The organism is Enterobacter cloacae subsp. cloacae ATCC 13047, assembly GCF_000025565.1.
GTDB lineage: Bacteria > Pseudomonadota > Gammaproteobacteria > Enterobacterales > Enterobacteriaceae > Enterobacter > Enterobacter cloacae.
The window spans coordinates 3,594,282-3,607,176 of sequence record NC_014121.1; the positions used below are offsets into that span (position 1 = coordinate 3,594,282).

Below are 12,895 nucleotides of genomic sequence, written 5' to 3' on the forward strand. Positions count from 1 at the left end.
AGCGTGGAAATTGCAGGTGAAAAAAGCTGCGGGGGGAACGGTAGCAACTTTTAAATATTGTTTAAAGGTTACGAAATTATTGTAATTGTGAAATTTAATGATGGATTGTTTGTGTGGGATTGCCGGATGAAACTGGCAAGGCGCGTTATTTCTGGTTACTATGCTGCACTTTGTGATCGCGCGCACGGAAGCCCGCCCTAATCTGCGAATTGTTATGTCATTACCCCATGCTTCTCTTTCCCGTGAAGACCAGGTCGCCACGGTGCTGCGTTCCCCTCAACTGCTGCTACGCGAAACGCTGGCAGGCGTAATCACCGCTCTGGCCCTCATTCCTGAGGTGATCTCCTTTTCCGTGGTCGCAGGCGTTGACCCAAAGGTCAGCCTGATTGCCTCTGTGGTGCTGTGTCTGACCCTTTCAGCGTTCGGCGGTCGTCGTGCGATGGTCACAGCAGCTGCGGGCTCCGTCGCGCTGGTGATTGGCCCGATGGTGCATCAGCACGGCGTGCAGTACATCCTGCCGGCGGTCCTGATGGCGGGGATAATCCAGATTCTGTTTGGCGTGTTCGGAATGGCGCGCCTGATGCGCTTTATTCCCCAGTCGGTGATGACCGGTTTCGTAAATGCGCTGGGATTGTTAATTTTCTTCGCACAGGTTCCCCACTTCTGGAGCCGCAGCCCGCTGATTGTGGGCCTGTTCGTGCTGACGCTGCTGATTGTGCTGTGGGTGCCGCGCTTTGTTAAAAGCATCCCGTCACCGCTTATTGCGATTGTACTGCTCACCCTGTTCACCGTGACCAGCGGACAGGTTCTCCCGACGGTGGGGGATGAAGGTTCTATGAGCAGTGGTTTGCCAGGGCTGACACAGCTGCTCGTTCCGCTGAACATGGAAACGCTCAGCATCATCTGGCCATGCGCGCTGAGTATCGCTTTTGTCGGCCTGCTGGAATCACTGCTGACGGCAAAACTGGTGGATGAACTGACCGCGACGACATCCAGCAAACGCCGTGAAAGTATTGGTCTGGGCGCAGGGAATATTTTTGCCGGGTTGTACGGCGGGATCGCGGGCTGTGCCATGATCGGACAAACCATTGTCAACGTGGAGATGGGCAAAGGTCGCAGTCGCGTCTCAACTTTTGCAGCGGGCATGGTGCTGCTGGTGCTGGTCACCGCCCTCAGTGAGGTGATGGCAAAAATCCCTATGGCCGTTCTGGCCGGGATCATGGCGATTGTTGCCATCAAAACGTTTAACTGGCACAGCCTTCAGCCTGCCACGTTAAAAAGCGCGCCCATTGCCGAAACGGTTGTGATGCTGATTACCGTTGCAGCAACGGTTTCAACCGGTAACCTGGCCATTGGCGTGCTGGGCGGGATTATTGTGATGGCATTGCTTCCCGCCCGGCTCAAGCGTCGGCTTAAAGAAGAAAAATCGTTGCAAGCCCAAGAAAAATAAAGAAACCGCCGGTATCGGTGATGGCGGTAATCATCACGCTCGACCCCACCGCGGGGTCGCGCCCCAGTTTGGTCATCGTCAGAGGGATAATGACCCCCATCATGGAGGCCACCAGCAGATTCAGCACCATCGCCAGCATCATCACCCCGCCTAACGCCATATCATCGTACAGCCACCAGGTAATGCCGCCCATAATTCCGCCCCATACGAGGCCGTTAATCAGCGCCACCCCCATCTCCCTGAAGATCAGGAAGGCGAAGTTACCCGGCTGAATGTTCTCCAGCGCCAGTGCACGGACGATCATGGTAATAGTCTGGTTGCCGGTGTTGCCGCCAATGCCGGCCACAATCGGCATCAGCGAGGCCAGCGCGACCAGTTGTGAAATGGTGTGTTCAAAGCCGTCGATCACCCGGGAGGCGATAAATGCAGTGCAGAGGTTAATGGCGAGCCATGCCCAGCGGGTTTTCACTGCCTTGCCGACGGAGGCGTGGACGTCATCTTCGGCGCTGATCCCGCCGAGCGCACGTAAATCGTTATCGGTCTCTTCGTAAACCACGTCAACGATCTCATCGATGGTCAGACGCCCCATCAGTTTACCCACAGAATCGACGACCGCCGCGCTCACAAGGTCGTCACGTTCGAAGGTACGGGCCGCTTTTTCCGCGTCGTCTTCCGGGGAGAAGACCATCGGCTCGGTTTCCATCACCTCACTCACCCGCCGCTGGGTGCTGTTGAGCAGGATCGTTTTAAGCTCCAGCTCGCCAAGCAGGGTTTTATCCCGGGAGGTGACGAACAGTTTATCGGTGTTGTCCGGCATGCTGCCCAGGCGGCGCAGATAGCGCTGCACCGTACCGAGAGTCACATCCGGGCGCACCATGATGACGCCAAACTCCATAATGGCGCCCACGCTGTGTTTGTCATAGTGCATCACCTGACGTACGCGTGCCCGCTCTTCCGCAGGCAGCGAAGCCAGTAGTCGCCCGGTCAGGTTTCGCGGCAGGTGCTGAACGAGGTAAATCTGCTCGTCAATGTCCAGCGTCTGCAGGGCATCGAGGATATCCCGGTCGCTCATCTCATCAATGAGATCGTCCCAGACGTTTTCAGAGGCTTCCAGCAACACCTGCCCGCGCTCATGATCCTGCACCAGACGCCACAGGGCGTGACGCTCTTCCGAGGGGAGGGCTTCCAGAGTATCCGCCAGATCCGGCGGAGGTAAATGAGCAACCAGCGCACCTACCTCAGCAATATCGTCGGCCAGCGTGCCGACATCATATTGCTCAGCCAGGGTCAGTTTGCCCAGTAACGCAGAGGTGACCGCTTTATCCGTCGTGAGGAGCCAGATGAGACGCGCACGTTCCTGGTCGCGCTGCCTGGCACTGTTTTTCTTTAAAACCGACATTAATCATAAATCCATGAAATAAGTTGGCTTTAAGCATAGCGCGGAGATATGTAAATAAGAATAAACAACGGGGCGGGATGGAGAAAAAATCGGCATAACATGCACGATTTATCCCCTCTCCCCGTGGGAGAGGGTTAGAGTGAAGGCTTCAGGCCGTGCGCGCCACCGCATCGCGAGACGCCGCATCGCGCTCTTCACCGGTCAGTTCGCTCAGCTTGCCGTCACGCATCTCCAGCAGCCGGTCGGCGTGAATGAAGTAGTGATCGTCATGGCTGATGGCAAAGATGGTTTTGCCCATCGCCTGCATCAGCGGCAGCAGCACCTGGTAGAACTCGCGGCGGAAATGCGGGTCCTGATCCGCTGCCCATTCGTCCAGCAGGATGATGTCGCGCTCTTCCGCCAGGGCCAGCAGCAGCGCCACGCGCTTTTTCTGGCCTTTCGAGAGCTTCAGGTTGAGGATCTTGCCGTCCTGCAGCTCAAGCTTGTGCGACATCTGCAGATGCGCCAGCCACTTCTCCACCAGCGCCGGGTTAGCCTGTTGCCCTTCCGGCCCCAGCAGCTGGTCGAAGAGCCAGACATCGGTGAATACCGCCGAGAACAGCTTGCGATAATCCTCAGGCTTCTCTGCGCTGAGCGCGCGGCCATCCAGCAGAATGTCACCCGATTGCGGCTGATATAACCCCGTCAGCAACATCGCCAGCGTCGATTTCCCGCTGCCGTTACCGCCAATGAGAAACAGCAGTTCGCCGCGATGAATCGTCAGATTGACCGGCCCCACGGAAAAGGTGTTGTCCTGGTAGCGGAATGTGACGTTACGCAGTTCCAGCGTTTGCCAGTTCGGGAAGGCCTGAGGGCGCGGGAACTCGGCTTTGAACGGCGCAAGGTCGAACTTTTTGAGCTTATTAAACGCCACCTGCGCGCTCAGCAAGGTGGGCAATGCACCGACGGCAGAGAGCAGCGGTGTGCGCAAAAACAGCAGGGTCAGGGAGTAAGTTGCCGCTACATTGGTATCGGCCCAGCCCAGGCTGTTGGCCATCCAGAAGACCAGGCCAATCGCGCCCAGCATCATAATGTTCGACCAGTTAACCGCGCTCAGGTGGAAGGTATCGGCACGGATAATATGGTGCCGGTATTCACGCGCGTCCGGGATGTAGAGGTTGTTGAAGATATGCTCGGCACGCTCGCGGTTAAGGGTCAGCTCTTTACGCCCTTCCAGTACCGTCTGGTAATCGTTATAGAGTTTGTCCTCGGTTTCACGCAGTACCGCCATGTGTTTGTAGACGCGGGAAACCAGCAGAAAACCGCCCCAGATGGTGATAGTAATCCACAGTGCCGTAACGGCCAGCATCTTGCTGGAGAGCCAGGCGAGATAGGCCGCCGAGCCAACGGTCAGGATAATGCCCTGCACCAGCTCCGGCAGACGGACAAACGCAATGGTGATGGCGCGCACGTCGCTGGTCAGTCCCGCCAGCAAAGAGGCACTGCCGAGCTGCTCGACGCGCTCCACCTGGGTATCCAGGATCCGCTTGATAAACTCGCTGCGCAGGCGGAAGACGAAATGATGCCCGAGGGCCGTCAGCGCCAGCTGGGAACCCAGCGTGACCGCCATCAGCAGCAATAATAGCCCCAGAAATTCCGGCAGAACGGACAGCGAGGTGTCGACCATTTCGATCAAACGCAGGTTGATGAAGGCGATAAGACCAATACCTAATGCGGCGCTGGCAAGGCTTAGCGCCATTACCGCAATAAAGGGCCAGCGATACTGACGCCAGACAAGAAGAAGTAGTTGCATGCAGGCAATCCGGACAATAAAAATCAGCCAGCAGTGTAAACTGCCCTGCGTTTACATCAAGAATAATTCTTATTTTTGTTTGCCTGGCGCGGTCTGGCGGAAAGTCAGGTTAAAGCGGAACTCGCCCGTCTGCGGATGGACGCCAGGCTTCAGTGGCTGAATGCCGTGGTAATAGAGCCGCGACTCCCTGCCCCACACCACCACATCCCCATGCTCCAGCATCAGACGCTGGAGAGGATCGTTGCGGCGTAATCCGCCGAACTGGAATATGGCGGGCAGACCCAGGGATACCGAGACGATCGGTGCACGCAGATCGGGTTCATCTTTATCCTGATGCAGCGAGAGTTTCGCCCCAACGCCATAGCGGTTGATAAGACAGGCATCCGGTTGAAAATCGGGATAGGTGGCCTCGACGGCGGCATCATGGCAGAGCGCCTGAAAAACCGCAGGCATGGGCGGCCAGGGCTTGCCGGTGACGGGATCGTCCGGGGCATAGAGATAGCCCCGTTCGTTGGTTGCCCATCCTGCCGTACCGCAGTTGGTCATCGCCACCGACATGGTGTAGCCGCCAGGCGTCACCATATGTCGGAATGGCGAAACGGCCGCGACGTCCTGGATCCCGGCCAGCAGCGCCGAGGCCCGGGAGAGTGCAAACCGGCGCAGGATCACCGCGCCAGGCGCTAGCGGCTCCTGCCAGGGTTCTGCATCCGCAAAGAGATCGAGCATTATCCCTCCTGATTCCTGGACTCACGTTTCAATAATAGCGCCTTTCGTTCCGTCCCCCAGCGATAGCCCGAAAGCGCTCCGTCCTGGCGTACAACACGATGACAAGGGATGACGATCGCCAGTTTATTTGCGGCACACGCTGCGGCCACCGCACGTACCGCGCCAGGTTTGCCAATCGCCTGCGCCACCTGCTGGTAGCTGGCTGTTTCACCGCAGGGAATATTGCGCATGGCCTGCCAGACCTGCTGCTGGAAAGCGGTTCCGCGAATATCCAGCGGCAGAGCCAGCGGCACGCCACGGTTATCGATGGTATGGATAACCTGAGCAATACGTCGGGCAAATTCGCCTTCCAGCGGCGCGCGCTCCGCGTCCGGAAACAGCGACAAAATCTCCTGGGTGACTTTGGCATCATCATCGCCCAGCAATATTGCGCAGATCCCCCGCTCGCTTTCACCCACCAGACAGCGGCCTAAGGCACACTCGCTGATGGCATAGCGCACTGCGACATCCCCTTTACGGTACTGCTTTGCCGTCATGCCCAGCGCGTCGTTGGCTTTACGATAGTAGCTGCTGCTGTCCGGGAACCCTGCCGCCAGCACGGCATCGGTTATTTTATCCCCGTGGGCGAGCGCATTGCGCAGGCGCTGTCCTCGCGCTGCCTGCTGCCAGGCTTTTGGCGTCATCCCGGTTACGGATTTAAACAGGCGGTGAAAATGGAAAGGACTCATGGCAACCTGCTGCGCCAGCATTTCCAGCGTTAACGCGGGATCCTGCTCCAGCAGGCGGCAGGCGCGCTCCACTTTTGCCAGCTTCTCTTCCTGCGGGTCGCGTTTGTCCGGTCGGCAGCGCTTGCACGGCCGAAACCCTGCCTGAACAGCATGGTGCACATCGGGGTAAAAGTGGACATTTTTACGCAGCGCGTGTCGGGCGCGACAGGACGGACGACATACGATCCCTGTCGTCAGGACGGCAAAGACAAATTGTTCGTCAGCACGCTGATCGCGGGCCAGCACGGCCTGCCAGCGATCCTCATCGGTCATATAAGTCGGGTTTTTCATCATCGGCTCCTCTTACAAGCATACCTACAGCTTGCCTGAGCGCCAGCAATCAAAAACCCGCAACCTTGCTTTTTAATTCTTTTCGCTCACCAGGAAGCTGTCGAACTGCGGTGAACTCCAGGTCTTAAAGCCGTCGGCCTCTTTGGTGATCATATATACCGCCAGCCCTTGCTGGCGAACCACCTCTTTGGCTTTCTCAGTACCGAGCACCATTAACCCGGTATCCCAGGCATCGGCTTCAAGCGCCGTCGGGGCAATCACCGTAACCGAGACCAGATTATGCGTAATGGGTCGCCCGGTCTGGGGGTCAATGACATGCGAGATCCGCTTCCCGTCGAGCTCGTAATAGTTACGGTAGCTGCCGGAGGTGCTGATGCCATGGCCGTTAATATCGACAATTGCCTGCACCGCATTTTGCTGGTCGGTCGGTTTTTGAATCGCCACACGCCACGGTTTGCCGCTGGCGTTCATCCCCCGGCTGACCAATGCGCCACCCACGGAGACCAGATAACGCGGGATGCCTTCCTGAGCCATCAGTGCGGCCAGATGATCCGCCGCATAACCTTCCCCGACTGTCGACAGGTCAACAAACAGATCGGGGATGTCTTTTTGCAGATACTGCTGCCCGTACTGGTTGATCACCGTCAGGTGCTGAAGCCCTGTCCGGGCGCGGGCGTCGTCAATGGCCGCCTGATCGGGGGTGGTCACCGGCTGCTTATTTGGGCCGAATCCCCAGAGGTTAACTAACGGCCCCACGGTCACGTCCATCGCACCGTGGGTTTTATAGCCCACGCGCATCGATTCGGTCACGATATCGGCCATCTCCTCGCTCACCGGCCACAGGGACGTGCTGGTAGAGAGGTTAAAGCGCATCAGCGCCGAGTCGTTTTTGTAGGTGGATAGCAGCTGATCGTCGGCATCCAGCTGAGACTGAATTTTGCCGCGAAGTTCTTCTGCGCGTGCTTTATCAAGGTTCATTACGCTGACGCGCCAGAATGTCCCCATCGTTTTGCCTTCCAGCACCGTCGCCGCTGGCGCGTCGGTGTGTGCCACAGGCGTGGAAGAGTCACATGCGGTCAGGAAAAAAAAGGTTGCCAGGACGCTGGCGCGTAAAAAAGTCATGTCCATTCATTATTATCCTCATGCCAGGGCGGCAAGAGTACACCAAAATGCGGGAATTGAAAGGCCTTAAAAAAGGCAATAAAAAGGGGCCAGCCGGCCCCTTTGTTACACTGAAAAGCGATTAGAACTGGTAAACCAGACCCAGTGCTACGATATCGTCAGTGCTGATACCTGCATTACGGGTGAACTCTTTGTCATCCAGCAGGTTGATTTTGTAGTCCACATAGGTAGACATGTTTTTGTTGAAGTAGTAAGTCGCACCCACATCAACATATTTCAGCAGATCCTGATCGCCGTAACCGTTTTCCAGATCCTTACCTTTGGACTGCAGGTAAGCCACGGATGGACGCAGGCCGAAGTCGAACTGGTACTGAGCAACCACTTCGAAGTTCTGCGCTTTGTTAGCCCAACCCAGGTTACCTACGCGAGTCGCGTTATAGGTCTGAGTATACTGAGCAGCCAGGTAGATGTTGTTAGCGTCGTATTTCAGACCGCCGGTGTAGGTTTCAGCGCGGTCGCCATTACCGTAAGTCAGATCGTTCTGGGAGCTGGTACGCTTAGAGCTGGACACGGCAGTACCGATACCGAAGCCTTCGCCCAGGTTATAAGTGATAGAACCGCCGACGCCGTCACCGTTCTGACGCAGTTCAGTACGACCATTGTTAGTCTGGTCTTCACCGCTTGCGCTACCGTTTTTACCCTGATACTGAACAGCGAAGTTCAGGCCATCAACCAGGCCGAAGAAATCGCTGTTACGGTAGGTCGCGAAGCCGTTACCACGCTGCTGCATGAAGTTGTCAGAACCGTAGGTGTCGCCGCCAAATTCTGGCAGAACGTCGGTCCAGGAAGTCACATCGTAAACAACACCGTAGTTACGACCGTAGTCGAAAGAGCCCGCGTCACCAAATTTCAGACCGGCGAACGCCACACGAGTCCAGGAGTTGTTTTCGTTCTCACCAGAGTTACCCTGAATCTGGTATTCCCACTGGCCGTAACCGGTCAGTTGATCGTTAACCTGAGTTTCGCCTTTGAAGCCAAGACGCATGTAGGTCTGGTCGCCATCCTGACTGTCGTCATCAGAGAAATAGTGCAGACCATCGACTTTGCCGTACAGATCTAATTTGTTGCCGTCTTTGTTATAAATTTCAGCCGCATTTGCTGCGCCTGCTACCAGCAGTGCTGGTACCAGGAGGGACAGTACTTTAACTTTCATTTTATTAACCCTCTGTTATATGCCTTATTATTACCACTGCTTACCGGTTAACCCTCTTAACCAGTCGGCAATTTCATTCTCCTCAAAATTACAGAATAATCCAACAGGAATATGATACGAAAACTTTGAAAATGTTTCATTTCACTATCAAGATGTTTCAATTTGTAAACATCAAGGAACTTTTACAAAGCACAAAGCGCTTAGAAAATTAGCACTAATAATCAAGCGAAAATATATGCTCATATAAATCAATCTCTTGCGATAAAGAAAATTACAGCACTGAATGACAAAACAAGATCGTGCGTAATCACTAAAATAACTCTCGCTATCATCATTAACTTTATTTATTACCGTCATTCAGCTTTGAATGTCTGTTTATCCCTAATTCAACCGGATGCTTCGCATTCGGTTTTTTTTACCTTTCTTTACGTAATTATTCTTTTTTTGTGCTACCGCACAGAAATCATAACGACTATTAACTAAATTCGCCTGAACCCCCTTCCGCATAAAACGCAACGCAACAAAACATAATTTCTTGTTTATTCGTGCTATTCTCTGTCTGATATCGAGCGTAATCTGTACATTCACCTCGGGTATGTACACATTTAATACAGACCATTCAGGAGTACTCACAGCGGAAAAAGTCGCGTGTTCAAAGGCTATGAGGCTGGAAATTCAGTTATTACCCTTTATACTGCCCTATCGCCATAAAGCACGGCCATTACGGGTTAAACATATCAATGAGTCAGACTGAAACTACCGCCCCGAGCAAATTCTCCCTTCTCCCCGGGAGCATCACCCGTTTCTTTCTTCTTTTGATCGTTGTGCTGTTGGTCACGATGGGGGTTATGGTTCAGAGCGCGGTGAACGCCTGGCTGAAGGATAAGAGCTATCAGGTCGTTGATATCACGCATGCCGTGCACAAGCGCATTGACACCTGGCGCTACGCCACCTGGCAGATTTACGACAATATCGCGGCCGCCCCGGCGACGTCCTCAGGCGAAGGGCTGCAGGAAACGCGCCTGAAGCAGGACGTTTACTACCTGGAAAAGCCGCAGCGCAAAACGGAAGCGCTTATTTTCGGCTCGCACGACAGCGCGACGCTTGAGATGACGCAGCGCATTTCAACCTATCTCGATACCCTCTGGGGTGCCGAGACGGTGCCATGGTCGATGTACTATCTGAACGGTCAGGATAACAGCATGATCCTGATTTCGACCCTGCCGCTTAAAGATCTCTCCTCGGGTTTTAAAGAGACGACCGTGGGCAGCATTGTCGATTCCCGCCGGGCAGAAATGCTGCAGCAGGCGAACGCCCTTGATGAACGCGAAAGTTTCTCTTCCCTGCGCCGTCTGGCCTGGCAAAATGGCCATTACTTTACCCTGCGCACCACCTTTAACCAGCCAGGACATCTGGCGACGGTTGTGGCGTTCGATCTGCCAATTAACGATCTGATCCCGCCGGATATGCCGCTCGACAGCTTCCGCCTGGAGCCGGACAGCAGTACCCAGAACATGCGTGCTACCTCGGATAAAGAGGCCGCAGAAAGCGTTTCTATCTCCTTTAACGGCTCGAAGATTGAAATTGCCTCTTCGCTAAACTCAACCGGTATGCGCCTGGTGTGGCAGGTGCCGTTTGGCACGCTGCTGCTCGACACCCTGCAAAATATCCTGTTACCGCTGCTGCTGAATATTGGGCTACTGGCGCTGGCGCTGTTTGGCTACAGTACGTTCCGTTTCCAGCCTGGGCGTCAGAGCGATGCCTCAACGGTCCCGGCCGGAACCAGTAATGAGTTGCGCGTATTACGCGCCCTGAATGAAGAAATCATCTCAGTACTGCCGCTGGGTGTGCTGGTTCACGACCAGGAAGCCAACCGCACGGTGATGAGCAATAAAATTGCCGACCATCTGCTGCCGCATCTTAACCTGCAGAACATCACCACCATGGCGGATCAGCATCAGGGGGTGATTCAGGCCACTATCAATAATGAACTGTACGAGATCCGTCAGTTCCGCAGCCAGGTCGCCTCCCGCACGCAGATCTTCATTATTCGCGATCAGGATCGCGAAGTGCTGGTGAACAAAAAACTGAAGCAGGCGCAAAGACTGTATGAGAAAAATCAGCAGGGTCGCGCCGCGTTTATGCAAAATATTGGTGATGCCTTCAAACAGCCATTAAGAACGCTGGCGACGCAGGCGGCGGCGTTGAGCACGCCTGAAAGTCAACAGCTGGCAAGCCAGGCGGATTCGCTGGTGCGGATGGTGGATGAGATCCAGCTCGCGAACATGCTTGAGAACGACTTCTGGAAAGGCACGCCGACCCTCTTCTCGATTCAGGATCTGATTGACGAAGTGGTGCCGGAAGTTCTGCCGGTGATTAAGCGCAAAGGTCTGCAACTGCTGATCAACAACCACCTGCCGGCCAACGACGAACGTCACGGCGATCGTGAGGCGCTGCGTCGAATTCTGCTGATGATTATTCAGTACGCCGTCACCACCACGCAAATTGGCAAAATTACGCTTGAGGTCAATACCGACGAGTCCGCGGAGGATCGTCTGACGTTCCGTATCCTCGATACCGGTGAAGGCGTTACAACCAGTGAGATTGATAATCTGCACTTCCCGTTCCTGAACGATACCCAAAGCGATCGCTACGGTAAGGCCAATGCCCTGACCTTCTGGCTGTGCGATCAGCTGGCGCGTAAGCTTGGCGGCCATCTGAACATTAAAGCCCGTGAATCGCTTGGCACCCGTTATTCGCTGCACGTAAAAATGGCCGCCAATCCTCAGGAAGAAGATGAAGAACGCCTGCTGGACGATGTGGTTGTGATGGTGGATGTGACCTCGAACGAGATCCGCAATATCGTGGTACGCCTGCTGGAAAACTGGGGTGCGGCCTGCATCACGCCGGATGAAAGACTCTCAAGTCAAGAATTTGATCTGTTTTTAACTGATAATCCGTCTAATCTTACTGCCTCCGGCTTGCTTTTAAGCGATGATGAGCCAGGCGTGCGAAAAATCGGCCCAGGCCAGCTGCGCGTCAACTTTAATATAAGCAATGCGATGCAGGAAGCTGTACTACAACTAATAGAAGAGCAACTGGCGCAGGAAGAGATAGCGGAATCCCCGTTAGGCGGCAATGAAAATGCCGAGCTTCACGCCAGCGGATATTATTCACTCTTTGTTGATACAGTACCAGATGATGTTAAGCGGTTGTATACTGAGTCCGCTGCGAATGATTTTGCAGCGCTGGCGCAGACAGCACACCGGCTTAAAGGGGTGTTTGCCATGCTTAATCTGGTTCCCGGCAAGCAGTTATGTGAAACGCTGGAACATCTAATTCGTGAGAAAGATGCCTCTGGCATTGAAAAATACATCAGCGACATTGACGCCTACGTCAAAAGCTTGCTGTAGCAAGGTAGCCTAATACATGAACAATATGAACGTAATTATTGCCGATGACCATCCGATTGTACTGTTCGGTATTCGCAAATCACTTGAACAGATCGAGTGGGTGAATGTAGTCGGTGAATTTGAAGACTCTACAGCACTGATCAATAACCTCCCAAAACTTGATGCACACGTGCTCATTACCGATCTCTCCATGCCTGGAGACAAATACGGTGATGGGATCACGCTCATCAAATATATTAAACGTCACTTCCCGGACATCTCGATCATTGTTCTGACCATGAATAACAACCCGGCGATTCTGAGCGCCGTGCTGGATCTGGATATCGAAGGGATTGTACTGAAACAGGGCGCACCAACTGACCTGCCTAAAGCGCTGGCTGCGCTGCAGAAAGGCAAAAAGTTCACCCCTGAGAGCGTCTCTCGTCTGCTGGAAAAAATCAGTGCAGGTGGCTACGGTGACAAACGCCTGTCGCCAAAAGAGAGCGAAGTTCTGCGTCTTTTCGCTGAAGGTTTCCTCGTGACCGAGATTGCCAAGAAGCTGAACCGCAGTATTAAAACCATCAGTAGCCAGAAGAAATCAGCCATGATGAAACTGGGCGTGGACAACGATATCGCGCTACTGAACTATCTCTCCTCCGTGACGCTGAGCGCAACGGATAAGGATTGATCCAGAACGGGTGTGCGTTCTGATGCCCTCACCCCGTCCCTCTCCCACGGGGAGA

9 protein-coding genes are annotated in these 12,895 nt (G+C 54.5%); 3 read left to right on the plus strand and 6 right to left on the minus strand.

The window, feature by feature from the left end; translation table 11 throughout:
- Positions 1-160: 160 nt before the first annotated feature.
- On the plus strand, positions 161-1,450 hold the full coding sequence (locus ECL_RS17380; RefSeq protein WP_013098000.1) for a SulP family inorganic anion transporter: 1,290 nt from the start codon (positions 161-163) through the stop codon (positions 1,448-1,450).
- On the opposite strand, the gene mgtE is transcribed toward ECL_RS17380, so the two are convergent.
- The 6 genes from mgtE to ECL_RS17410 all read right to left on the minus strand — a co-directional run bounded on the left by mgtE (position 1,413) and on the right by ECL_RS17410 (position 8,760).
- The gene (mgtE, locus tag ECL_RS17385) at positions 1,413-2,849 is read right to left on the minus strand and encodes a magnesium transporter (RefSeq protein WP_013098001.1); all 1,437 of its coding nucleotides are present in this window, start codon (positions 2,847-2,849) and stop codon (positions 1,413-1,415) included. The genes ECL_RS17380 and mgtE overlap by 38 nt on opposite strands.
- A gap of 148 nt (positions 2,850-2,997) precedes the next feature.
- Complete coding sequence (locus ECL_RS17390) at positions 2,998-4,641, minus strand: multidrug ABC transporter permease/ATP-binding protein (RefSeq protein ID WP_013098002.1); 1,644 nt, start codon at positions 4,639-4,641, stop codon at positions 2,998-3,000.
- A gap of 69 nt (positions 4,642-4,710) precedes the next feature.
- On the minus strand, positions 4,711-5,367 hold the full coding sequence (gene alkB / locus ECL_RS17395; RefSeq protein WP_013098003.1) for a DNA oxidative demethylase AlkB: 657 nt from the start codon (positions 5,365-5,367) through the stop codon (positions 4,711-4,713).
- Positions 5,367-6,425, minus strand: a complete 1,059-nt coding sequence (ada, locus tag ECL_RS17400; protein WP_013098004.1) for a bifunctional DNA-binding transcriptional regulator/O6-methylguanine-DNA methyltransferase Ada — start codon at positions 6,423-6,425, stop codon at positions 5,367-5,369. The genes alkB and ada overlap by 1 nt, the downstream gene beginning before the upstream one ends.
- Positions 6,426-6,497: 72 nt before the next feature.
- Positions 6,498-7,553 (minus strand): FAD:protein FMN transferase ApbE, encoded by a 1,056-nt coding sequence (apbE, locus tag ECL_RS17405; protein WP_013098005.1) that lies wholly within the window; start codon positions 7,551-7,553, stop codon positions 6,498-6,500.
- 115 nt (positions 7,554-7,668) lie between these two features.
- Positions 7,669-8,760: a porin OmpC gene (locus ECL_RS17410; protein WP_013098006.1), complete on the minus strand. Its 1,092-nt coding sequence runs from the start codon at positions 8,758-8,760 to the stop codon at positions 7,669-7,671.
- A gap of 740 nt (positions 8,761-9,500) precedes the next feature.
- On the opposite strand from ECL_RS17410, the gene rcsD reads away from it, so the two are divergent.
- The gene (gene rcsD, locus ECL_RS17415; protein WP_044157961.1) at positions 9,501-12,173 is read left to right on the plus strand and encodes a phosphotransferase RcsD; all 2,673 of its coding nucleotides are present in this window, start codon (positions 9,501-9,503) and stop codon (positions 12,171-12,173) included.
- Between the two features lie 16 nt (positions 12,174-12,189).
- Positions 12,190-12,840, plus strand: a complete 651-nt coding sequence (gene rcsB, locus ECL_RS17420) for a response regulator transcription factor RcsB (RefSeq protein ID WP_003859405.1) — start codon at positions 12,190-12,192, stop codon at positions 12,838-12,840.
- The last annotated feature ends 55 nt before the right edge of the window (positions 12,841-12,895 follow it).